General features: G+C 65.3%; 18 protein-coding genes and 1 tRNA gene. 12 read left to right on the top strand and 7 right to left on the bottom strand.

The genetic code is table 11. From position 1 onward, the window contains the following. The first annotated feature begins 93 nt into the window (after positions 1-93). Genes IPK69_10435 through IPK69_10425 form a run of 3 tightly spaced genes read left to right on the top strand, consistent with a single transcriptional unit; the run spans position 94 to position 1,801 of the window. Positions 94-726, top strand: coding sequence for a cyclodeaminase/cyclohydrolase family protein (locus IPK69_10435; GenBank protein ID QQS08402.1), 633 nt, complete (start codon positions 94-96; stop codon positions 724-726). A 6-nt stretch (positions 727-732) separates the two neighbouring features. Beyond that, complete coding sequence (locus IPK69_10430; protein ID QQS08401.1) at positions 733-1,206, top strand: YkgJ family cysteine cluster protein; 474 nt, start codon at positions 733-735, stop codon at positions 1,204-1,206. Positions 1,207-1,234: 28 nt separating this feature from the next. Further along, a complete protein-coding gene (locus IPK69_10425) occupies positions 1,235-1,801 on the top strand; it encodes a YkgJ family cysteine cluster protein (protein ID QQS08400.1) in 567 nt (188 codons plus the stop codon). Here IPK69_10425 and IPK69_10420 read toward each other — a convergent pair. Then, the gene (locus tag IPK69_10420; protein QQS08399.1) at positions 1,756-2,694 is read right to left on the bottom strand and encodes a glycosyltransferase; all 939 of its coding nucleotides are present in this window, start codon (positions 2,692-2,694) and stop codon (positions 1,756-1,758) included. The two genes, IPK69_10425 and IPK69_10420, sit on opposite strands and share 46 nt — an antisense overlap. Before the next feature lie 45 nt (positions 2,695-2,739). Then, positions 2,740-4,359 carry a glycosyltransferase family 2 protein gene (locus IPK69_10415; GenBank protein ID QQS08398.1) on the bottom strand — a complete coding sequence of 540 codons (1,620 nt, stop codon included), beginning with the start codon at positions 4,357-4,359 and terminating at the stop codon, positions 2,740-2,742. A gap of 356 nt (positions 4,360-4,715) precedes the next feature. Between IPK69_10415 and IPK69_10410 the strand changes: the two genes are divergently transcribed. Next, on the top strand, positions 4,716-6,941 hold the full coding sequence (locus tag IPK69_10410; protein QQS08397.1) for a peptidylprolyl isomerase: 2,226 nt from the start codon (positions 4,716-4,718) through the stop codon (positions 6,939-6,941). A gap of 19 nt (positions 6,942-6,960) precedes the next feature. Here IPK69_10410 and IPK69_10405 read toward each other — a convergent pair whose 3' ends face one another. After that, complete coding sequence (locus IPK69_10405) at positions 6,961-7,317, bottom strand: DUF1428 domain-containing protein (protein ID QQS08396.1); 357 nt, start codon at positions 7,315-7,317, stop codon at positions 6,961-6,963. 157 nt (positions 7,318-7,474) lie between these two features. On the opposite strand from IPK69_10405, the gene IPK69_10400 reads away from it, so the two are divergent. After that, on the top strand, positions 7,475-11,920 hold the full coding sequence (locus tag IPK69_10400; GenBank protein QQS08395.1) for a hypothetical protein: 4,446 nt from the start codon (positions 7,475-7,477) through the stop codon (positions 11,918-11,920). 46 nt (positions 11,921-11,966) lie between these two features. Here the strand turns inward: IPK69_10400 and IPK69_10395 are convergent, their stop codons facing one another. After that, a complete protein-coding gene (locus IPK69_10395; protein QQS08394.1) occupies positions 11,967-13,211 on the bottom strand; it encodes a M20/M25/M40 family metallo-hydrolase in 1,245 nt (414 codons plus the stop codon). On the opposite strand from IPK69_10395, the gene arfB reads away from it, so the two are divergent. Beyond that, complete coding sequence (gene arfB, locus IPK69_10390; GenBank protein ID QQS08393.1) at positions 13,210-13,692, top strand: aminoacyl-tRNA hydrolase; 483 nt, start codon at positions 13,210-13,212, stop codon at positions 13,690-13,692. The genes IPK69_10395 and arfB overlap by 2 nt on opposite strands. A 30-nt stretch (positions 13,693-13,722) precedes the next feature. Here the strand turns inward: arfB and IPK69_10385 are convergent, their stop codons facing one another. Next, entirely contained in the window at positions 13,723-14,601 is an 879-nt protein-coding gene (locus tag IPK69_10385) for a hypothetical protein (protein QQS08392.1), read from the bottom strand. A 376-nt stretch (positions 14,602-14,977) separates the two neighbouring features. Here IPK69_10385 and IPK69_10380 point away from each other — a divergent pair, with 376 nt between their 5' ends. Beyond that, on the top strand, positions 14,978-17,815 hold the full coding sequence (locus tag IPK69_10380) for a DNA gyrase subunit B (protein ID QQS08391.1): 2,838 nt from the start codon (positions 14,978-14,980) through the stop codon (positions 17,813-17,815). A gap of 199 nt (positions 17,816-18,014) precedes the next feature. Then, entirely contained in the window at positions 18,015-19,190 is a 1,176-nt protein-coding gene (locus IPK69_10375; protein ID QQS08390.1) for a response regulator, read from the top strand. A 44-nt stretch (positions 19,191-19,234) separates the two neighbouring features. Here IPK69_10375 and IPK69_10370 read toward each other — a convergent pair. Continuing rightward, positions 19,235-19,308: transfer RNA gene (locus tag IPK69_10370), tRNA-His, on the bottom strand. 230 nt (positions 19,309-19,538) lie between these two features. Here IPK69_10370 and IPK69_10365 point away from each other — a divergent pair. The 4 genes from IPK69_10365 to IPK69_10350 all read left to right on the top strand — a co-directional run bounded on the left by IPK69_10365 (position 19,539) and on the right by IPK69_10350 (position 23,899). Further along, entirely contained in the window at positions 19,539-20,663 is a 1,125-nt protein-coding gene (locus tag IPK69_10365) for a response regulator (GenBank protein ID QQS08389.1), read from the top strand. Between the two features lie 173 nt (positions 20,664-20,836). Beyond that, positions 20,837-22,447, top strand: coding sequence for a phosphoenolpyruvate carboxykinase (ATP) (gene pckA, locus IPK69_10360; GenBank protein QQS08388.1), 1,611 nt, complete (start codon positions 20,837-20,839; stop codon positions 22,445-22,447). Between the two features lie 89 nt (positions 22,448-22,536). Next, positions 22,537-23,220: a hypothetical protein gene (locus IPK69_10355; GenBank protein ID QQS08387.1), complete on the top strand. Its 684-nt coding sequence runs from the start codon at positions 22,537-22,539 to the stop codon at positions 23,218-23,220. Positions 23,221-23,260: 40 nt separating this feature from the next. Then, positions 23,261-23,899 carry a hypothetical protein gene (locus IPK69_10350; protein ID QQS08386.1) on the top strand — a complete coding sequence of 213 codons (639 nt, stop codon included), beginning with the start codon at positions 23,261-23,263 and terminating at the stop codon, positions 23,897-23,899. 36 nt (positions 23,900-23,935) lie between these two features. Here the strand turns inward: IPK69_10350 and IPK69_10345 are convergent, their stop codons facing one another. Beyond that, the gene (locus IPK69_10345; GenBank protein ID QQS10467.1) at positions 23,936-24,550 is read right to left on the bottom strand and encodes a peptidylprolyl isomerase; all 615 of its coding nucleotides are present in this window, start codon (positions 24,548-24,550) and stop codon (positions 23,936-23,938) included. Positions 24,551-24,645: the final 95 nt, after the last annotated feature.

Raw genomic sequence — 24,645 nt, 5'->3', positions numbered from 1 at the left:
TTGACGATCGGATCACGCGCCTCCCAATCGCTTTGCCCACGAAGTTCGGGTGATGCTCGGACGATCCGTGGTCCGCTCCGTACGATCGGGCCTATGGAGCATGATGGGGAATCGGAATCGTCGTTCGGCTCACTGAGCGTCGCGGAGTTTCTGGGCGCGGTGGCGTCGAAGACTCCGGCGCCCGGCGGCGGGGCCGTCGCGTCGATGACGGGGGCGCTGGCCTCGGCACTCGGGCAGATGGTCGTGGCCTACTCGGTGGGGAAGAAATCGCTCGCCGAGCACGAGCCTCGCTTGCGTGGGGCGATCCTGCGCCTGGAGCGGGCGCGGGCGCTTCTGCTGGGCCTCGCCGACGAGGACGCCGAGGCGTACAACCTTGTCAACACGCTCCAGAGGCTTCCCGAGGACGACGAGCGGCGGAAGGCGACCCTCGATGACGCGCTCCGCGCGAGCGTGCAGGTCCCCCTGGCCACCATGGCGGCGTGCGTGGATCTCCTGCGGCTCTTTCTTGAACTCGCGCCGATCACGAACAAGCACCTTCGCAGCGATCTGGGGATCTCGGCCGTGCTTGCCGATGCCGCCGCGCGCGCGTCGCGGTGGAACGTCGTGGTGAACGCAGCCCAACTCTCGGGGGAGCAGGATCGGTTGCACACGAGCCGCCAGTTGAACGCGATGCTCCACGACTCGGCGGCACTCGTGCGCCAGGTCGAGCAGTCGTGTGAGGCCTAAAGCACCATGGCGTATCAGAACGACACGACCGAGTGGTTCGCGATTCCCGACGAGGGGACAGGGAAGGCGGGGCTTTCCTTTGAGTGCACGATGTGCGGGCGCTGCTGCACGGGGCCCGAGGGATACGTGCTCTTCACCGACGATGAGGCGAAGGCCCTCGCGGCACGTCTGGGACTCAGCCACGCTGAGTTCATCGAGCGCTACACGCACGAGACGACCCTGGGCCGATCGCTCAACGAGACGAAAACCGAGCATGGACACGACTGCGTCTTTCTCGATCGGACGAGCGTGCCGGGGCGGGCGGTCTGCGGCGTGTACGAGGATCGCCCGACGCAGTGCCGGACGTGGCCATTCTGGAAGAGCAATGTGAAGTCACCCCAGGCATGGGCGCGGGCGAGCGCGATCTGCCCGGGCATCGGCAAGGGCACGCGCCACAGCGTGCAAGAGATCCGCGTGCTGCGCGATCGCGTGGAGATGTGACCACAGTTTCAGCAATGCGGTGCTCGCGATGATGGCCTTCCGACCCAGCACGTTCGACGACGAGGACCGGACCCACGCGGCGGCGTGGAAGGCCTCGGTGATGGACGAATCGGTGGTGGCCCGGCTTGATGAGATCTACAACCGCGTCGGTGCCGAGATCGCCGAGCGCCGGCCCTTGTGCGAGGCCTCGGGGCGGTGCTGCAACTTCGCGAAGTATGGACACCTGCTGTATGTCACGGGGCTGGAGGCGGCGTGCACCATCCGGCGGGCACGCGTGCAGGCGGCAGATCCAGTCACACCACATCGAATCGCCGGAGATGAGACCGGCGCGCAGAAGCCCCCACGCTCATTGCCGGTATTGAGCAACGCGCCGACCCTCGACGCGTGTCCATTCCTCGACGGCACGTCATGCGGCGTGCACACGATCAAGCCGCTGGGGTGCCGCGTGTACTTCTGCGATCCCACGGCCCAGGAGTGGCAGCATGACCTGAGCGAGCGGGCGCTCGGGTGGATCCGCGACGTGCACGACGAACTCGGCGTGTCGTATCGCTACGCGGAGTGGCGCTGGCTGCTGGCACTGCTCGACGAAGCCTGAGAGGTGCCGAGGCATTCGCGAGTGGCGCGGCCTCGCGCTCGAAGTTGATGACGAATCAGGGACCGATAGGCCTCGCCATCGCGTCCGATCGGTGCGGAAACCGGTGGCACGTTTCGAAACAGCCCCGCGATCGTGCCTCGCAGCGTGGCCACGTGTCGCGAAAGGTTCCATCCCGCGAGCCGATGGGCCCAGACAACACCGAGTGTCCCGCCGAGGAGTATCCAGAGGCCTCGGGCGTGGCGGCGGGTCATCCAGATCCAGTTTCGCGTGGCGAGCGTGTGCCATCGTGCGGATTTCTGTTTGGCCGCAGGGCTGTCGTGCCACGCGATCCATTCCGGGTCGGCATGGAGATCCATTCCCAGCCCTCGAATCGTGAGGGCGAGATCGGTGTCGTTGCGGTAGAGAAAAAACGCAGGGCAGTAGCCGCCGGCCTTGGTCCACGCGTCGGCGCGGATGAGATTCGCGCACCCCATCGCCGGCCAGTGATTCGTGGGTTCATGAAGCCCCGGCCACTCGGGGACGCGGGTTGACGGATGCACCGGCGCGAAGGCGACTCCGGCTCGCGGCGCGCCAGCCGAGGCGTCAAGGAGCCAGGCGAGCGCGGCGAGAAGCGTCGGCTCATCCACGTGGGCATCATCGTCGAGAATCAGGAGCGTCTCACCCCGGGCGGCACGGGCGCCGATGTTGAATCCCTCAACGCCGACATTCTCTTCAAGGTCGATGAGATTCACACCTGGCCTCGCCTCACGCAGCCACACCGACGTCCCATCGGTCGAGGCGTTGTCGACGACGATCGTTTCGCGATCGATCGCGACAGTCCATGCGTCGATCGAGTCGAGCGTTCGTCCGAGGGCGTCGCGTCGGTTGAAACTCAGGACGATGACGGAGAGCACGCGGCGCCTCCGGGCGGTTGGGTTCGTCTTTCTTCGAACGGTGAATCACGAAGCGGTCGATTGCACCGGTGAGTTGGTCACAGAGTTCGGCCCGGCATTCGGCGGGGCGAACCTCGCCTCACCGGATCGAACCGGAGCCGGCGGAAGCGGATTGCACTGCCGCCGACGCATCGCGAGTCTCAACGCGAGTAGACCACCCCGGGCGATCACGCGAATCGCCTCGCCAACGCTCCGTTGTGTCGTGATCTCGCGGACGAGATAGCCATCGTTGGTGATCTGGAAGAGCGTCCGCCCGCGGAACCAGCCGGTCGGCCAGCCGGTCGGCACGATCGCGACATCCGCTTTCCCCGGAGTGAGCACTCGGAGCATGGCGGCGGCCATGTCGCGGAATCGGCGTGCGCCCAGCGAACGCTTCCCCCACGCCAGATGGTCGGCCTCGGTCGCACGGACCTCAAGCAAATCCAACTGCTCACGCAGTCCATCGAAATCCACCGAGTGAACCTTCAGGATCGGATGCACGAAGAGCCGCGAACCCGGCCGCTTCATCAGAGCCACGCGCACCTGCTCGGCGAGGCTGACGAACGGCGTCATTCGTGTTGATTGCGCGATCGGTGCGATGCCACCCTTGGGCCCAAAGCCCACGGTCCGTCCCGCAGCGGCGTCGGCCATTCCTTGGAGATGGAGATCGGCGAGTTCCGGGAGGCCCATGATCGCCTGGGCCGTCGCTCGGGCCGTGTCCACGAGCCCGCGCGTGAACCGGGTGATTCGGCCATATCCCATGCAATCGAGCGGGGCGTACGAGTTCCGCGTCGTGTAGTAGCGCACCCACGTCTGAAACTTTCGGCTGGGGAGCGGGTGATACGCAATCGCCCGAGGCGCGCCCGCGACGCGCCAACCGGTGGCCGCCCGCATCTGCAGGAACCACTCCACGTCGTCGCCATTGATGAAGATCTCGGGCATGAGGCCCGTGCGCCGGATCGCCTCACGCCGCACGAGCGTGGAGCAGGCGGCGAGATAATCGGCCTCGACGAGGTAGCGATGGTCCACGCTCCCCTGGGCTGCGGGGACGTAGTAGCCCGTGAGCCGCTGGAGTTTGCCACCGATCTCATAAACGCGCTTGGTCAATGGATCGACGAGGGCCGAGCCGACGGCCGCCAGATCATCGCGGCTGCGGATCGCGCGGATGAGTTCACGCAGGCAACGCTTCGTGGCCCGCGCGTCGCTGTCGAGGATCCAGATGAAGTCCGGCTCGCGCCGCCTCGCCCAGATCCCCGACCCCGACAGGACATGAGCCATCCCGGCGTTGAACCCACCGGCCCCGCCACGATTCTCATTCAGGCGGACGTGCTCGACCTCCAGCCCCGGGGGCGTGGGAATCTGAGAGAGCGGGACGCTCGAGGCGTTGTCCACGACAACGACAACAAGATCGATGCCGCGGCGATCGAGGCGGGCCATGTCACCGAGCAGCCGCTCGATGTCGATCGCCCGATTGAAGCACGGGGTGACCGCGGCGACTCTGTAGCGACGGCTCGCCCGCTGCGGCGGGCGCACCAGGCGAATCCGCTCACGCAACGGGACCGGCTTGAACTCGATGACCGCTTGGGCCCGACCAGGTTCGGCCAGGGGCGCGGGGGCGACGCCCGTGGGCGCCGGCTGGGCTGTCATTCGTGGAGTATATCCGTTTGGCATGCCCATCCCGGTTCCTTAGGACTTTCCGTATGACCAAGATCGGCCATCAATCGCCTCCCACGACAGCAGCCGACCCCGACTCCATCCAAACCGCACGCCGAGTTTGCCCGTAGAATGATGATCGTCCGCGGGAAATCCCACAGGCGGGATACCGAGGCTTGCCCTGCCCACAGGGGGAGAGTGGGACTCGTCGAGTCGAGGAGTTGATTCTGCGGGCAGACCAGACGAGGGACGACCCGTGATCGGCACGACGCCGAACAACGTGACGGACCACGTTGCCCACCCAGAGTACCAGATCCGTCGAGTCGAGTTTTCTTGAGCCGGAGTGATCCATGACCGATCGGTCCACCACCGTCGACCACGCCCCCACGCTGCTCCTCGAGGCGCTCGAGCCAAGGCTCGCCCTTTCGGGGACACCGCTCCCGGATGTCTCGATGCTCGAGACGGCCACGAACCCGGTGATCCGCTTCGAGACGACGTATGGCGACGTGGACTTCGAGTTGTACACCGACGACGCGCCGATCACGGTCGCGAACTTCCTGACGTATGTGAACACCGGGCGCCTCGACGAGACCTTCTTCCACCGGATGATCAGCCAGACCGGACAGATCGGGATCCTCCAGGGTGGCGGGTTCCTGTATGACAACCTCGCCGGCGTCACTCAGCCCACCGCCGACGCCCCGATCGTCCTCGAGACGACCAACCGCAGCAACATCGAGCGCACGATCGCGATGGCGCGCACCAACGACCCCAACTCGGCGACCAGCCAGTTCTTCATCAACACAACCGACAACTCGTCCGCCCTCGATCCCACCGGACCGAACACCGGGTATGCCGTCTTTGGGAGCGTCATCCAGGGGTGGGATGTCATCCAGCAGATCTTCGCCCTCGACATCATCAACGCGCAGACCGAGGATCCCGCCTGGGCCGGAAGCCTCAGCAGCGTCTTCACGACCCTTCCCGTCACCGAGCAGTACTCCCAATCCAGCGGCATCCGCGAAAGCTCGCTGGTCTACGTCATCAATGCCGAACTCATCAAGCCGGCGGGCACCAACGGCTTCTTCACGCGAGAGATGGTCTTCCCCGAGGGGAACGCCACCGCGACCTCGACCGAGACCGTCGAGTTGTTCAACCCCAATGCCGAAGAGGCGACGTACCAACTCATCGCCCACTATGAGGACGGCGTCCGCGACTCGATCATCAGTACGGGCACGATCCCCGCGAACTCCACCCTCACGCTCCCCATCTCCGTCGCGGGCCAGGCGACCGGACGCCTCGTCCGCGCCAACACGCCCTACTCCCTTGTCCTCCAGACCTCCGTCCCCACGACGGTGACGACGCCCCAACCCGTCGTCGCGACGGCCCACCGGCGCGATTTCGGCGCCGAGACGAGCGAGTCGTTCTTCGACACGACGACGGCGACCGCGACCGAACTCCGCACGTGGGACTTCTCGCGTATCGAACGCAACAGCCAGAGCCGCGAGTTCCTCCTCTGGCAGAGCCTCACCGACGAGAGCGCGACGATCACCGTGACGTTCTACACCCAGGGCGCCTCGCCACAGACCTTCACGTTCACCCTCGACGCGTACCGTCGCGGCGGAATCGAGGTCTTCAGTCTGGGCCTCGCCGACGGCGTGTACAGCGCGCGCGTCTCTTCGACCAAGCCCATCGTCGCGGCACTCTCCGACTTTGATCTGCCCGCCGTGGGCGTGACGGGGACCGCGTCCACGCCCGCCTGGGCCGTCCTCGGCACGCATGCCGGCGGGGCGTCCAAGGGTGTTATCTCCGGCGCGGAAGTGCTCAGCGGATTCACCTCGACCGTCAGCGTGTTTAATCCTTCAAACGCCGGCGCGATCGTGCGTCTGAAGTTCTGGCGCAGCAGCCGACTCACCGGCGACGCGCCGATCCAACAGTTCGCGATCACCGCCGCCAACAACCGGACCGACTTCGTCATCGACGCCGCCGCCCTCGGCCTGACCGATGGCGAGACCTTCAGCATCACCTACGAGGTCTCGAGCGGAAGCCGCGTCAGCGTGCAGTACACCAGCGTCGACGAGACCAATCGCGGCCAGGCGACGACCACGCCCCGCGACGGCCTCTCCACGATGTTCTCGAACGCGGCCCCGACGTCCACGGCCTATTTCACCGACGCCTTCCTCGACCCCACGCACGACCTCAACCAGCAGGTCCTGACGCTCTCGCTCTTCAGCCCCTTCGCCCGCATCGGATCGAGCTCCACGTACTCTGTCACGGCCCTCTTTTCCGATGGCACGTCGATCGCCGTTGCTTCGGGCGCGCTCGAGGCCGAGGCGCGGGTCGATCTCGCGATCAACACCATCACCGATGTGCTCAACAAGGTCTCGTCGGGTCCGGCCTTCCGCCGATTCTCCCTGCTCGTCACGGGGAGCACTACCGGCACCGCGAGCGGCGACATCTCGGCCTTCGCCTTCGCGCAACTCACCCGGCGCGACTCTACACTGGGCGCGTTCACCACGACCACGGCCGCGCTCACCGCAACCGGGTTGGCCTACGCCACCGATCCCGCCTTCGGTGCGTGAACCCAAGACGCGTCACTGGTCAGGGCTTGACGAAGACTTTGAACCCGCCGGTCGTCATGCGCTCCATGTCGAACGGCATCGGGCCTTTGCACATCGCCGCCAGGCGTGGATCCTTCATCACCTTCGCGTTCACGCGATCGCGGTGCGCCCGCGACTTGTACATGATCCACGAGAAGACGACGACCTCGCCCTTCTTCGCCTTTACGAGCGTGGGGAAGGGCATGCCGAAGCCGGGCTTGGGGTCCTCGACGACGCACTCGCGGTAGTCCACCGCTCCGTGCTCCATCCACACTTTGGACGCCGCCTTGGACATCTTGGTGTACGCGGGCAGGTTCTTCTTCGCGAGGGGGAGGACGAACGCATCGATGTACGACATGGCGGACTCCTTCATGTGCGAGTGAGAGTTGTGCGAGGGAGAGTAGGGTCGTGGACGGGGGCGTTCGCCCCTCCATCATGCCACGCTTAGGATGCACCGTTCGCCCGCATTCTCGCGAGCGACGCACGCACCAGGGACGCGAACGGGGAAGGGAACCATGACCACCACCGACATCGAAACACCGAAGCCCATGCGCAAACGTCGGATAATTCTGAAACTCTTCCTGGCGCTCGTGATCGTCATTGTCGCGCTGATCGCGCTTCTGCCGACGATCGCCGGATCCTTCGCGCCGGGAGCCATCGCCTCCGCTGCCGCCCCCGCGATCAACGGCACGCTCAAGGTCGACAAGGTGAGTCTCTCCTGGTTCGGCGGGCAATCGATCGGACCGGTCACCATCAACGACGACAAAGGCGCGAAGGTCGCCGATCTCACGATTTCCACGAGCAAGGGCCTGCTCGGACTCATGGGCGCCGACCACGGCACGATCACCATCTCGGGAACCGCCGACGTCGTCCGAGAGGCCGACGGCACGACCAACCTGCAGCGACTGGTGAAATCCAACAGCGCGTCATCCTCTACGCCAACAGGCTCGGGTTCCACCCCGTCATACCAGGGCCAGACCACGCTCCCCGCCAAAACCGCCATTACGCTCGCGATCGACGCGCTCAACATCACCTTCACCGACAAGGCGCTCTCCACGCCGATCTCCGCCTCGCTCAATAATCTCAGGGGCGCGATCAGCGCCACCGTCGGTGGCGACGCGACGATCAAACTCGATGCCGAGGCTAAGGAGAGCACCTCCACTCCGAGCCCTGTCGCGATCGACGTCAAAATCCAGAACTGGTCTGACGCTGCCGGTCGCGTGACGCCCGACGCCGCTCGAATCGACGCCAAGATCAATGTCCCTTCGTTCCCCGTCGCGCTCGCCGACGCCTTCGTGACGCTTCCCGAGGGCGTCGCGCCGAACGGCCTCTCAGCCGCACTCGGAAAGACCGCGTCACTCGACTTGAAGGCCCTCGGCAACGCCAAGGGTGCCAACGTCGTCCTCGATTTCCACACCGGCACGAGCGCCAATGACGCACGCCTCGCGCTGTCGGGCACGCTCGACCTCGCCAACGGCTCACTCACCGCAACGACGCCCATCATCGCACGCGCCAAGGGAGAGACGCTCCGCGACCTCGTCCCCTCACTCGAGAAATCCATCATCGACAGCGGCGCCACAATCGACGCCATGCCCGACGTCACGCTCACGATCGCGAGTCTGAGCGTCGCCACGCCCAAGAACGGCCTGGGCACCGCACCCCTCGACTTCCGCGGCGCCAAGGCCCAGATCACCCTCGAAACCACCGCGATCGCGGGGAGCGTGAAACTCGATCCCAACGCGCCCGCCAAGCCCTTCGCCGTGGAACCGCTGCGTGCTTCTGTCGCCACCGCCGATCTTGCCGGTGGCGTCACCATCAAGGCCAACTCCTCCGCGAAACTCGCGAACGACTCCGCGGGGGTCCTTGGCATCGATCTCATCGTCGGCGGCCTGCTCAACGACAAGGGCGCGCCCACCGGTGGCCTTCCTCGTTCGATTTCCGGAACCGCGGCCCTCACCAACGTCGCCACCGCGATCGCCCAGCCCTTCCTCGGCGCGACGGGTCTCGACCTCCCGCGTGATCTCGGGCCGACGCTCAACGCGAGCCTTCAGGCGCGGACCAACGCCGCCGCCGCCAACGCAAACTCGACCGCGCTCCCACCCACTGATCTCACCATCAGTGTCGATTGCCGAGAGTTGAAACTCGATGCGCCCCTGCGGCTCGAGAACGAACTTCTCACCGGTGTCAGCAAGAAACCCGTCAAACTCGACATCGAACACCTCGGCGCCATCGCCTCGCGACTCATCCCCGCGAGCGCCGGCTGGAAGATCGAGGGCCTCGCCGGCGGACCAGGGTGGGCGACGATGCTCGTTCACGACCTCCGCGTTCCCGTCGGCAAGCCCGTCGTCGGCAACGCCGCGGCCACTCTCGGCATGAGTTTCGGCGGGCTGGCCGCGATTCCGCCGTCGTCAACTGGTACGCGAGCCGAACCGGTCGCGCTCAACCAACTCTCACTCGCAGCCACGCTCCACAACGACGACGCGCCGACCTTCAAGATCACCCAGTGCGACTTCGGCTACATCGGCGTCCCCTTCACCATCGAGGCCGACATGGTCATCCAGGGCCTCTTCGCGCGGACCGAGAGCGGCGTGCAACTCACGCCCGCTGGTGCCCGCCCCGTGGGCACGTTCAAACTCAAGGACATCCCCTCGCGACTCGCGGCCGTCTTCAATACGCCCTCAACCGATGGCACGCCGACGCGCGATCTTGGCGAACTCGCGATGGCGGCCCTTGGGCCCAAGGTCAACGTGATCGTCACCGGCTCGGCCCCCGCGGGCTCGAACGCCGTCGATCTCGCGCTCGACGTGAATTCTGACAATGCGACGTGGACGACACGTCTCGCCGCGACGTCCAGGGAGATCTCGCTCACGAGCGCCTCTGGTGACCTCCGAGTCACGCCCCACGCGTTCGACACACTCACCAAGCCGGCCACGCCCCAACTCAATGAGGCGCCAAGGCCGCGTCTCGTTGAGGACGCCCGCTTCCACGTCGCGATCGAGCCGCTCGTCGTGAAACTCAATGACGACAAATCACCCAACCTCGCGTCGTCGGGTGCGCTGGCGCTCAAACTCTCGTCCCCGTCGCCCCTCGTCGTCGAGACGAAGGTCGGCGAGAACATGCAAACGATCGGCATGCAAGGCTTGGGCGTCGAGGCGCGAGTTCCGCTCGTCGCTCTTGCGGAATCCGGCGCCCCCGCCACGATTCGCGCAACTCTTGCCGCCGCCCTCAAGGACACCGCCGGCGCCGATCTCGGCACGCTCTCCGGCGAGTTCACAGGCCCCATGCTGGCCGCCAAGCCCGCAGGCGAGATGAAAGGCATACTCCGCGCCGATCGCCTCTCCACGCCCTTTGTCGATGCGATCGCCGGACAGAACGGCCTGCTCGTCGGCGCGATCGGTAGCGCCATCACCCTCAACATCGAATCGGACCTCCGCCCGCCGACCAACGCCGCCCCGGGAGCTCCTTACGAGTTCGCGGCCGCCCGCCTCACCGCGAGCGCCAGCGCCACCGCCGATCGCCTCTCGACGCCCAAGCCCTTCCGCATCAACATCGAAGAGAGCACCATCACGCTCGCCGAGCCCGCATCGGTCCGGCTCACGCCCGACCCCGCATGGGCCACGGCGTTCCTCAAGCCCAAGGCGAACGAGGCGGATTCGAAGAAGCCCGCGAACACCAAGACACCCGCGGAGCCGATGCTCACCCTCACCGAGATCGCCCCGATCGACATCGCCATCCCATTGCTCACGCTCTCAAAATCTTCCGACGAGACCGGTGGCCCACTGAAGCCCGGCGTCTTCAGCGCCGCGGTCGATGTCACCATGCCCAGCGTCGCCGCGACCACGTCCGATGGGCGTCCGCTGACTCTCACCGATCTCAAGACCACGATTCGCGCGGGCCGTGCCGACGCCTCGCCTGGTCCCGACGCGGCGAGCGTGAAACTCACCATCGCCTCTGCAACCAGCGGCGACGCCGCGCCCGCCCAAAATCTCCACGCCGAGACGATCCTCTCAATGCTTTCCGACGCCAACGGCAAGGTCACGATGGAACGCGCCCTGGTCGATGCCCAGGCCGATCTCGCCGCGGTGCCCACGTCGATCCTCGACGCGATCGCCGCTCAGGATGGCCTGCTTGCCGACGCCCTCGGACCCACCACTGCCCTGAAGGCAACGATCGTCCAGTTCCCCCTCGATCCCAAGGCCAACACAACCGCCAAGGGCACTCTCGACGTGGACTTCGATTCGCCGCGTGCCAAGGCCAAGCTCGCCGGCAACGTCGGCGACAGCGTCCTCACTTGTGCCCAGCCCGTTGAGGCTTCCATCCTCGAGATCACCGAATCGCTCGGCGGGCGACTCGTCAAAGGCCTGCCACTTGTCGGCAGCCTGAAGAAATCGCCCCAAGACGCACCCGCGCTCATCCGTGCCGAAAACCTTGCGCTCCCGCTCAACGGCGATCTCTCCAAACTCAACGGCACCCTCACCATCTCGCCAGGAGATGCCCAGTTCGCCGCCAGTTCCTACTTCGCCAAGGCCCTCTCCTTCGTCGGCGCCCATCCGGAAGGATTCGTCGGGCGCAAACTCGCTCCGCTCTCTCTCACCGTGACCAACGGCGTCGCGGCCTACCCCAAGTACAAACTGCCCCTCGGCGAGTTCACCATCGAGACCGAAGGCTCCTTCAACCTCGCTGACAACTCTGTGGATGTCGTGACGTGGATCCCGCTCGGCGCCCTCACCGACGAGGCGGCAGGCCTCTTCAAACTCAACACGGGTCTCGGCGCCGCCGCGGGTCGCGCGATCCCGGGCCTCGAGAACGCGACGATGATGCCCTTCCGCACCAGAGGGCCGGCCACAAACCCATCGACCAAGCCGGACCTCGAACTCTTCGCCAAAGACGTCGTCAAGAGCCTCAACCCGGCCGAGAAGGTCGATGACCTCCTCAAGGGCATCCCCAAGATCTTCAAATAACTACCTTCGTAGAACCCTCGAACTTCGACGCGATTGACGTGTGTCGCTACGCCCTCGCGTCGCCGACGTCGCCCAGCACATACGCCATGTCGCCCCACAACTTCTCGAAACGGGGGAGCAGCGACCGCGATTCGGGCAGACGCGTCCCGCACGCGATGAGCAGGTCCACCAGCCCCTCGAAGTCGAGCACGCTGATGAACTCGCGCTCGATCGTCGCGGGTCTGGTGTTCGTACCCGACTGCACCGCGTCGAGGTCGCCCATGTTGTGGTAGTTGCCCAAAGGCAGGCAGACGCACGTCGCCTCATATCCCGACGCGCAGAAGACCGACGCCTCGCACGCCCCGCCCGACATGAGCCGGCGTTGCCAGCGCCACGCCGACATCTCGCTCGACTTCTGAGTCGCCGTGGGCGAGGCCGCCCCGACGCCGCCCGAGACCGCCGCCGCGTGCTCCTCGGCCCGTGCGGCGATCGCCTCCGTCAGACTCGGCGAGAAGACGCTCAATCGATCCCCCACTCGCACGATCGGCCCGCCACCCACCAGCACCTCGCCCATCGCCCGGCTGTTCTCGAGCGCGATCACCCGCGCATCCACCGGCATCGTCGCGGGCCTCCCCGCCCGGCACGACGCGATCGCCCCCACAAAACCGACTTCCTCCGCGCGCGTCAGCAGCAGACGCACATCCTCACGCGGTGAGACGCGTCGCAGCACATCGAACGCCGCGAACGCCGCGACCAGTGCCGCGAGATCATCGCACACCGGCGCGTGGAGGATGCCGTCCTTGATCTCCGCCGCCGGCAAGTCCCACGTCGCGACATCGCCAACATTCACCCCCGACGCCCCACCACTACTCTCGACCTTGATCTCGTATCGCTTGAGCGGCCCTTGCTTCACGCCCTCTTCGGGCACGATCTGCCTCACCACTCGCCCGCGTACGACACCGCGAGACGTGTGGATCGCGACTCCGGCGTTCGTGAAGTAGTCCGCCATCACCCCGCCGCGGAAGGACGCCTCGACGCTCGCCGCCCCCAGCACACGCTCCACGACAAACGCCGGATGATCCATGTGGGCCGTGAAGTACACAGGCCGCCTCGCCCCACCCGCCCACGCCGGCGCCTCGAGTGCCAGGTGCAGGTTCCCGGCGTAATCTGCCGAAAGACTCACGTCCGGGCGCTTCGCTGCCCAGGCGCGAATCCACTCGATCACGCGATCTTCCTTTCCCGACGCCGTCGGAAGCCCGCACACCTCCAGCAGCCACGACCGATGCGTCTCCCTCTCACCCGTGTTCATCATGCCCGATCGTAGCGACAACCCCAAACCCTCCCGCCCTGCTCGACCTGCACGCGATGCCGTGCCATCAGGCGTTGAGATCGCGCCGGGTGTCCGCGTCCCCGAGGCCGCCCTGCGATTCTCATTCACCACCAGCACCGGCCCAGGTGGGCAGAACGTCAACAAGCGCGCGACACGCGCCGTCCTCCGCCTCTCGATCGCCGATCTCCCCCTGCGCGGCTCGGCGAGATCGCGCCTCCTCCGCCTCGGCTCGCACTACGTTACCGACGCCGGCGAACTCATCATCGAATCCGGCGAGCATCGCTCCCAGCCCCGAAACCGCGCCGAGTGCCTCGCCAAACTCCGCGCCCTGCTCATCCAGGCGATCCCCGAGCCCAAGGTGCGCAAGCCCACGAAGCCCACGCGAGGCTCCATCGAACGCCGCATCGCCGAGAAGAAACGCCGCGGCGACATCAAGAAGCGACGTTCGAGCGACATGCACTGACGCATTTTCCCCGCCCCCCCCCCACCCCGTTCACCCGCTCAACGCGTCCATCGGCATGTCCGGCGCCTCGTGCTCCGAGATCGCCGCCTCCAGAACCGATCGCAGTGCCTCGTCACGACGAAACATCAACACCGGCAAAGTCCACTCGCGAGGACCCGTCGGCGTCGTGACGTTCACCGCGCACCCGTCCGCACGCACAATCACCTCGCCCGACCGCAGATCCACCGATTCGACCGCGGGCCGCCCACGCCCGAACATCGGATACCGGAACACATCCATCCGCCCCGGCACAACTCGCACATACGCCGGATAGATGAACGTCGCCAGGAGCGAGGGCACGCCCATCGCCGCCCAGATGTCCCACGCCCGGATCTTCGACCAACCGCCCACTCCCAGTGATCGCTTCAACTGCCAGATCGCCACCATCGATACGCCAAACACGATCACGTAGAGCACCACATTCAACCACACCGCCCCGCGATATGAAAACGGCACAAAGAAGACGCGCGGCTCGAACGCCTCGCCCGTCATCGGCCTCACCGCCCACAGCCGTCGCGGCTTCCGCGCCAACACACACACCCTCCCCAACGCTCCACGCTCGCCGCCCTTCGTCCCCTTCGGCAGGATGCGACTCTCGAACCACGCCGGTATCGACTCACGACGAGGCCGAAGCGCCACCCACGCACCAAACACCGCAACGATCGTGATGATGCCAACCACATCAGCGAAGTATGGCCCGATGGCCGATCCAAACACCATCGCCACGATCGAGCCGAGCATGATCACCACACCCACAACCGCGATCGGCCCGGGCGAAAGCGTCGGCACGACCTGCATCCGGAACGACGATACAGACCCACGATTCCAGTCCTTTGCCTCGATCGTCCAATCCGAATACACAAAGCTCACGCGCCCCAGCAACTCGTCCACTTCGGACGGCCTTGCATCCACCGATTTGATCGAGTTTTGTTCAGGTGTCGTTTGCATACGAATCTCACCGGTTCAACCCAATCGAATCATCAAGACTCGACTTCGACATGGAACCCGATCCCGACCTCATCACATGGTGTCGTTCTGACCAAAGAACCCACGTTTTTCGCCCACAAAACCGGCCAGATAGCCCCCATTTGCCTATCATAGACGCACCCGAAATTCGCGTACATTTCGGACTTTTCGCGACCCCTTCAATCTGCTTTGTTTCTCATCACGATACCAAACACGCTTCTCTCATTTTCTTCTTCGTGCATCCCCCCTGAATAAGCCGGCACACACCCACGAGGCCGCCATGCCCAAGCCCGCGACCGATACACCCGCCGCCGACACCAAAGCCCCCGCGTCGCACGCCCGCTCGCGAACAACAGCCCCCAAAATCGACATGAGCACCACGCCCCCCACCCCCCACGCCGACGCGGCAACACCAGCCAAATCCACCACGACCAAGCAGGCGGGAGCCTATGGAGCCGAGCAGATCCAGGTCCTCGAGGGCCTCGAGGCCGTCCGCAAACGTCCCGGCATGTACATCGGAGGCACCGGCCTCAACGCCCTCCACCACCTCGTCTACGAGGTCGTCGACAACTCCATCGATGAAGCCATGGCCGGCCACGCCTCCTTCGTCCAGGTCACCATCCAGCCCGACGGCTCCTGCTGCGTCATCGACGACGGCCGCGGCATTCCCACCGACCCCATGAAGCACGAGGACCCCAACCTCAACGGCAAGCCCGCCGTCGAGATCGTCCTCACCAAACTCCACGCCGGCGGCAAGTTCCAGCAGGAAGGCTCCGCGTACAAAGTCTCCGGCGGGCTCCATGGCGTCGGCGTCTCCTGCGTCAACGCACTCAGCGAATACCTCGACTGTGAGGTCTTCCGCGACGGCGACATCTACTCCATCGGCTTCGAGCGCGGCCGCGTCACCACGCCCCTCGCGCACGTCGGCAAGATCCCCGGCAACGCCGCTCGAACCCGCGGCACCACCGTCACCTTTCGCCCCGATCCCACCATCTTCCCCGACGTCACATTCTCCTACGAAACCCTCGCGACGCGCCTCCGCGAACTCGCCTTCCTGAACCCCGGCGTCTCCCTCAAGTTCACCGACGAGCGCGTCGGCGCCGACGGCAAGACCCGCGCCGAGACCTTCCGCGCCGAGAACGGCCTGCTCGAATACGTCACCCATCTCATGACGGGCAAGAGCCCCGTCTCCGCCCCCGTCGTCATCAAAAAGGAAGACCCAGAGCAGTCCACCATCTGCGAGGTCGCCCTCCAATACCACGACGGCTACAACGAGACCCTCCTCACCTTCTGCAACAACATCAACAACGTTGACGGCGGCACGCACGGCCAGGGGTTCAAGGTCGCCCTCACCCGCGTCCTCAACAACTACGCGAGAAAAGCCGGCGTCCTCAAGGAAAAGGACCCCGTCCCCACGGGCGAGGATCTCCGCGAGGGCCTCATCGCCATCGTCAGCGTCAAGATCCCCAACCCCACCTTCAACAACCAGCCCAAGGAGAAACTCCTCAACCCCGAGGTCGAGGGTTTTGTTTCCGCCGCCGTCGCCGAGGCGCTCGACACATGGTTCGAGGAGCACCCCGCCGAGGCCAAGCGCCTCTGCATGAAGGGCATCGTCGCCGCCCAGGCGCGCGAGGCGGCCCGCAAGGCCCGCGAACTCACCCGCCGAAAGAGCGCTCTCGACTCTGGCTCCATGCCCGCCAAACTCCGCGACTGCAAGACCCGCAACGTCGACGAGAGCGAGTTGTACATCGTCGAGGGCGACTCCGCCGGCGGCTCCGCCACACAAGGCCGCGACGTCGAGACCCAGGCCATCCTTCCCATCAAGGGCAAGATCTTGAATGTCGAGAAGGCGCGCGTGGACAAGATGCTCAGCCACGACGAGATCTTGACCCTCATCGCCGCCCTCCGCGTCGGCATCGGGAACGAACTCGACATCTCCCGCCTGCGCTACGGCAAGGTCATCATCATGACCGACGCCGATGTTGACGGTAGCCACATCCGCACGCTCCTCCTCACCTTCTTCTTCCGCCAGATGCCCGAACTCATCCGCAAGGGCCACGTCTACATCGCCCAGCCCCCGCTCTACAAACTCGAGAAATCGGGCAAGGCCGCCAAGCACTCGGGCGAGTACGTCCTCAACGATCGCGTCTTCGACGAGACCCTCGAGCGCCTCGGCCTCGATCGCGCCTCCCTCGTCCTCCGCGATCCAAAGTCACTCGACGAGGGCGCCGCCCCCACCACCGAGCGCACGCTCGAGGGCGATCAGGCCAAGCGGGCCGTCCATCTTTTGAAGCGCCTTGTCGAACTCAGCACCATCGCCGAGCGACGCGGCGTGCGCTTCAACGACCTCCTCGCCCAGCGCGACAACGACCCGACCAGGAAGCACCGACTCCCCACCCACCGCGTCACCTGGCGCGGCGGCACTGGAACCACCGGCGACGAGGGCGCGGGCGAGGCCTTCGCCTGGTCCGAGGCCGACGCCCTCGACATCATCGCAAAGAACCAACTCCGCCTGGTCGTGGACTCCGCCGAGACCGAGACCGAGTCACCCGAGGCCGCTCGAGGTCGCCCCGCCCAGATCAAGGAACTCCACGAGAACAAGGAACTCGACCGCCTCTTCGTCGAACTCGCCCAACTCGGCTTCAAGCCCGACGATTACTCGCGCGTCCTCGTCGAGTCCGTCACCGGCGAGAAACTCACCACACGCTTCGCCTGGATCCTCCACGAGGCCCACGACGCCGACCACGCCAAAGACGACTCCAAGCCCGACGACGCCGACACGTCCGACGACACCGAGCCCGAGTCCACCGTCCGCCGCCGCACGCCCACCAAAGGCCGCCAGGTCGAGTGCCCCAATCTCTCCAGCGTCCTCGATGGCCTCCGCGAGATCGGCGGGCGTGGCCTCCGCGTGAAACGCTTCAAGGGCCTGGGCGAGATGGACGCCGCCGAACTCTGGACCACCACCATGGACCCTTCCACGCGAACGCTCCTCCGCGTCTCGTGGGATGTCGCCAGCGGCGCCGACCAGTTGTTCTCGGTCCTTATGGGCGAGGCCGTCGAGCCACGCCGCCGGTTCATCGAGGACCACGCCCTCGAGGCGAAGAATCTCGACGTCTGATCTTCGCCCGACCTCATAGAGCCGCCAAGGTTTCCCGAGTGAAACCATGCGACGTGTGCGGCCTGCACAACCCGCACCATTCCTTCCCCCGACTGCAAATTCGAACATCGTGCTTGCCGATGAAGGTCACTGTCTCAGTTGCCGATCGATCCGCCATCACCTGTTCCGGCGGTCCGCCGGACGCAGCACGGGAGTGGCGATGTCGACCGCGAGGAAAATCCCCCTCAACAAGACCAAGACCGGCGCCTCAGGCCGGGTCAACACCATTGGCATCCAGGGCAAAGACCTCGATGCTCTCCTCGAAGCACTCGATGCTGGACGTTCCAACGAGTCCAATAAAAAGCGAGACTTCGTCCGCTGGCCCTTCCGCCAGTCCTCGCTCCTCGTCCACATCTTCCAGAACGGCGGCTCCAACCCAACCCCGATCCACGTCGCCTGCCGGAACCTCAGTTGCGGCGGCATCAGCCTCCTCCACAGCGCCTATGTCCACCTCGGCACCAAGGTCCAGGTCACCCTTCCCCATCCCGAGCGGGGCAACGTCTCCATCGCCGCGTTTGTGGTCCGTTGCACCCACCTCCGAGGCGTGATCCACGAGATTGGCATCAAGTTCAACAAGCCCATCCAGGCCCGCGAGTACTTCAAGACCAACACCACCAACACCCAGTTCTCGCTCGAGCACGTCGAGGCCGGCAATCTCGTCGGCACTCTCATCTACGTCGACGACTCCGAACTCGACCTGCGCATCATCCGCCATTACCTCCGCGAGACCCAACTCCGCCTCCGCACCGCCCCCAACGCCGAGGAGGCCCTCAAACTCGCGCGAGAAGGGTGCGACCTCATCATCGCCGACTATCAGATGCCGGGGATGACCGGCATCGACTTCGCCGTCGAGGTCCGCAAACTCGGAATCAACACCCCCATCATCATCACCACCTCCGACACCAGCCCCGTCACGAGGCAGAAAATCGAGACCGTCTCGGTCAACGGCTTCCTCGCCAAGCCCGTCACCCAGGACATGCTCCTCCGCGCCGTCGCCGAGTTCCTCGTCGCCAGCAAAGACGGCACGATCGGCGGCACGACCAGCCTCGATCGCGACAACCCCAACTACGTCCTCGTCGAGGCCTTCATCGGGCAGATCCCCCAGTTCTTGAAACGCCTCAACGACGCGATCTCACGCGATGACGACCACGTCGCCAGGACCGTCGCCATGCAACTCAAGGGCCTCGCCCCCACGCTCGGGTTCGATGTCTTGGGCAACGTCGCCGATGAGGCCGCCACGATGCTCGCCGCCACCGCCAGCGTCACCGAGTCGCTCCGCAGCGTTCGATCGCTGATCGCGTCCCTGGAGCGGGCCGCCGCCGCCGGCGCCGCCTGATTGGCGAACGCCCCATCACCCGCCCCCAAACATCCCTCGAAAAGGGTGGCCAACGGGACTCGAACCCGCGACCCCCGGGATCACAACCCGGTGCTCTAACCAACTGAGCTATGGCCACCATCCGCGGGACCATTCCCGCAAGCCGTAACCATACGGCCTGACCCCCCGGGCGACAACCGCACACCCACCTCCAGGCCATCCCCCCAGATTCGTCCCGATACGAACGATCCCCCCAACCGGCACAACCGCACACCACTCGGGGGATCCGCACGCGCATACTCACCCCACCTGTCCGATGGTGACATCAGGTCCCCCGACCACGGGGCCGGTTCGTCGGACGGGTCGCCTATGCCCCCAGTTGCCCGAAGAAACTCGCTCAACCTCAGTGCGCCAGCGCTCGCGAAGGTCCTCGCCGCCCTCGATGCCGCCGAGAGCGCCAAGGGCGCACCCTCCGCCAAACGCGAGGCCTCACGCTGGCCCTTCCCCGCCGAGTTCGTCCCCATCGGGCTCATGCACGCCGATGGCACGTCGTCCGAGTTCATCGCCGCCGGTCGGAACCTCTCACGCAACGGCATCGCCGTCCTCCACAACGCCTACCTCCATCCAGGCTCAACCTGCCGCATCAAACTCCACCACCTCCGCAAGGGCGCGATCATCATCCGTGGCAAGATCCTGCGATGCATCCATCGACTGGGGATGATCCACGAGATCGCCATCTGCTTCGATGTGCCGATCCGAGTCCGCGACTTCATCAACCCCGACCCCTTCGCCAACGCCAACACGCTCGAGAAGGTCAACCCGGAACAACTCCAGGGTCGCGTGGTCATCATCGCCCACGACGCCATGGAGTCGCAATACATCCACCGCCTCCTCTCCGCGACCAATCTCGCGATCCGCGTCCACAACGAGATCAAGGGGAACGAGTCATCGCTGCAATCGTGCGATCTCGTCATCGTGAGCGCCGGCATCCCCGGACGTTCCCCCTCGGAGATCATCCAGGACCTCCGCGACATGGGCGCCCTCACGCCGGTCATCATGGTGACCGCCGACTCGGGCCCGCTCACGCGCCAGAACATCTCCGGGGCGCGAGCCCAAGCCTTCCTCGCCCACCCGCTCAGCCAGTCCTCGCTCATGCGCGCCTGCGCCGAATGGCTCCTCATCGAGCGCGAGAACTGGGCGCCCTCCCAGGCTTCCGGGTCCAACGCCGGCCAGGCAAACTCCTCCGCCGAACTCTCTCAGGCCGGCGCCCTCCTCCAGATCGCCGTCAGCGAGTCCAACGTCGATGAGGCCACCACCGCCGTCGAGCGGATCCTGAACATCTCCCGTGCCCAGGGCTTTCGCCCCCTGATCGCCATCGCCGAGACCGCCCTCGAGTCCATCAAGACCACCGGCTCACTCAAGGACTCTGAATCGCATCTGACGGCACTCTCGGCAATCTGCGATAACTCGCAGGCCAACGCCAAGTCCGCCTAGACCAACCGTCCACCTCACCGAAACCGTTCCAACCACTGGCCAAACCAGGGGATGGCGCTCTAGGCTTACGGCTCCCCCCGACCCGTCCACCTGTGCGACGCCGGCCGAGAAACCGCGTTGGGGGAGCGCCATCGATACCCGACGCCAACTCAACAGACCACGAGTTCCACACCATGAGCACCGATTTGCTTCACGGCCTCGACCTCACCCCCCACCGCGTTCTCACCAACGCCCCGTCACCGGAACTCGTCGAGCGCGCCATCGCCGCAGGCGAGGGGAAACTCGCTTCCAACGGCGCCCTGGTCTGCCTGACCGGCGACCGCACGGGACGCAGCCCCAAGGACAAGCACCTCGAGGATGTCCCCGCCATCCACGACAAGATCTGGTGGGGCAAGGTCAACACCCCCGTCACGCCCAAGCAGTTCGACATGGCGCTCGAGATCGCCAAGAAGCACCTCAACTCGCGACCGAGGCTCTACAGCTTCGAGGGCTACGCCGGCGGCGATCCGAAGTATCGCCTGGGCGTGCAGGTCATCACCGAGCAGGCCTGGCACAGCCTCTTCGCGAGCACGCTCTTCATCCAGCAGGGCACCCAGGCCGCGGGCGTCAAGCCCGGCCAACCGACCCCCGCCTTCAAGAAGGACTGGACGATCATCAATGCCGGCACACGCCGCCTCACTGCTGAGGAGCAGGCCGCCATGGGCTACAAAGCCCCGGTCTTGATCGCCCAGTCGCTCACGCGCAAGTGCGTCGTCATCCTCGGCTCCGAGTACGCCGGCGAGATGAAGAAGAGCATCTTCTACGCCATGAACTACGACATGCCCGAGGCCGGCGTCTTCCCCATGCACTGCTCCTGCAACGTGGACCGCAAGACCCACGAGAATCCCGCCCTCTTCTTCGGGCTTTCCGGCACCGGCAAGACCACCCTCTCCGCCGACCCCAACCGCGCCCTCATCGGCGACGACGAGCACGGCTGGTCCGACCACGGCGTCTTCAACTTCGAGGGCGGGTGTTACGCCAAGTGCATCAAACTCTCCAAGGAGGGCGAGCCCGAGATCTGGAATGCCATCCGCTTCGGCTCGGTCCTCGAGAACGTCATCATCGATCCCGTGACACGCGTCCCCGACTACGACAGTTCTAAACTCACCGAGAATACCCGCGTCACCTATCCCGTCGATTTCATCGAGGGAGCCGTCATTCCCAGCGTTGGCGGGCACCCCAAGAACGTCATCTTCCTCACCGCCGATGCCTATGGCGTCATGCCCCCGGTCTCCAAACTCAGCCCCGAACAGGCGATGTACTACTTCATGAACGGGTACACCAGCAAACTCGCCGGGACCGAGGCCGGCGTCACCGAGCCCCAGCCCAACTTCTCCCCCTGCTTCGGCGGCGTCTTCCTCCCACGCCCTCCCGTCGTCTACGCCCACATGCTCGCCGACAAAATCAAGAAGCACGGCACCAACGTCTGGCTCCTCAACACCGGCTGGACCGGCGGACCTTATGGCACGGGCAAACGCTTCAGCCTCAAGTACACCCGAGCCTTTGTCACCGCGATCCTCGATGGCTCGCTCGCCAAGTCCACCTTCTCGCCGGACCCGATCTTCGGCCTCCCCATCCCCACGAGCGTCCCCAACGTCCCCAGCGACGTCCTCCAGCCCCGCGGCACATGGAAGGACTCCGCCGCCTACGACGCCCAGGCGAAGAAACTCGCCGCTCTCTTCCGCGAGAACGACAAGCAGTTCGACATGCCCGACGCCGTCCGCAAGGCCGGCCCCCGCGGCTGACGCAATCTTTACATTCGTCGTCCTCCACGCCGCGACCACCCGCGGCGTTTTCTTTGGTATCATGCCGGGGAACTTCGAAAGGAGGCCCCGTGCACGCCCGCCTGCCACTCCGAATGAACTTCCACGTTCTCCTGGCCGCGACGCTTGTGTGCGCCACCCTTGTGTTCCTCCCCTCGTGCGGCGAGAAGGACTACAACGCCCGCGAGGCTCGACAGGCTTTCGAGGCCTGGCAGAACGCGTACTCGTCGAGCGACACGAAGACCATCGCCGACATGTGCCAGAAGGACACCATCGATCGCTACACCAGGCTCATCCCAATCGCGCTCGCCTTCGGCAAGCGGGAAGAGATCCGGGCGATGTCCAACGCTGACAAGTACGAAGTTCTCTTCATGCGGGCCATGGTTCCTCGGAAGGAACTCCTCAAGATGGACGGTCGGGCCTACGTGGAATACATGGCCCGGATTGGGCACACGATGGACCCGCGCAAGCGAATGCTCCCGATCATGAGGGTCCGTGCCACCGATGACTACGCCGACATCACACTCAAGGCCGAAGCCAACGGTCAGGCCGCCACGACGTTCCGCCTCGTTCGAGTGGGAGATCGATGGCTGTTCGACGAGAGAGACCGCCTCCAGGCGATCGAGCAAGAACTCTCCGGATCGCCTCGTACCGTCAGTTCAGAGACCGACCGAGCCTTTGTACGAGGCCTCGGCACCGTTGCTGGACTCACGGACCGCGACCTCACCGATGTCTGGGATCGTTGTATCCGATAGCCCATCGCTCCACTTTCCGGGCCAAACTCGAGAGCCAGCCATGCAGAACATGAAACAGATCATCCTCGCGTTGGTGCTCCTCGTGGCGCTCCCGGGCTGCGATGATCCCAATGCCAAGAGCGTCCGTACCGCGTTCAACGCCTCCCTCAACGCCACGGGCGAGGAAGTTCTCAACTTCTATTCCAAGGCGACCTTCGAACAGATCGAACGACTGGCGAAGATCGCGCTCAAGGCCTCGCGGGCCGAGGTGCAGCGCCTCAAGCCCTCCGATCGCCTCGCCGTCCTCCAACTTCGGGCCCAATTCAACACGACGCAACTCACGAAACTCAGTGGGCGTCAACTCATCGCCGAACTGGGCGATACCGTCTGGTGGGCCGACGATGAGTTCCCGCCCCGCGTGACCAAGGTCCGCGCCACCGACGAGTGGGCGAACATGGACCTGGAATACCGATTCTCCCGTCGCCAGAAAGCCAAGGTCACCATCCGCTGGGTCTTTGAGGACAACGAGTGGCGAGTCGACGACGCTTCCATGGCCGCCTATCAGGATCGTCTCGTAGAAAACTTCGCAAGCGATCTTGGCAAGTCCGTTGATGAGGCGATTCTCTATCTCATCGACGACTGGTACTTCGGCCGCGGCGTCCCCGCCGCGATCTGGGATCGCCCCGTCGGCGGCCCGTGATCACACCATCACCCGACATGTGGACCCACTACAGGCTCACTCCGACTTCGGCGCGGCCACCGCAGGTTGCGAGATCGGCCGTGGGCCCGTCAAGATCGGCGGAGCATCCACGAGTTTCGCATCGATGATCCTCGGCGGCTCACCGACCGGCTTGCTCGGCTCGCCACTGGGAGAGGCTTCGACCTTCACGCTCTCGAGCGCTTTGACCGTCTCCTTCCCACGCACCGTCTCGCCGAACGCGCAGTAGTTCCCATCCAGGAAGTTCGTCCCCTTCCGGCTGAAGCACAGGAAGAACTGAGACCCCGCTGAGTTCGGATCGCCCGAACGCGCCATCGAGATCACGCCGATGTCGTGCGGCAGACGCGATGGCTCGATGTCGATGTTGAACCCGGGACCGCCGCCGCCCGTCCCCGTCGGATCGCCCGACTGCGCCATGAACCCCTCGCGACCATCGCGAGGCCCGATGATCCGATGGAACGGGATGTCCGTGTAAAAACCGTCGGCCACCAACTGGCGAAAGTTCCATGCCGTGTTCGGAGCCTGATCCGGACGGAAGCGGATCTCGACCTCGCCCAGCGTCGTGTTGAGCACCGCGTGCTGGTCCTTGTAGATCCGCACGCCCGAGACTTGGGGCGGCGCCGGCGCGAACATCACGCCACCGGTCTGCGGATTGATCGACGCCGACGCCGGATTCCGCATCGGCTGCACGACGACCGGCGAGCCCAGCGCTTCGGTCCCCGAGTACA

The organism is Phycisphaerales bacterium (assembly GCA_016699835.1).
Taxonomy (GTDB): Bacteria; Planctomycetota; Phycisphaerae; order Phycisphaerales; family UBA1924.
Note: the sequence above shows the minus strand (reverse complement) of the source record. Positions and strands in the feature narration are given on the sequence as shown.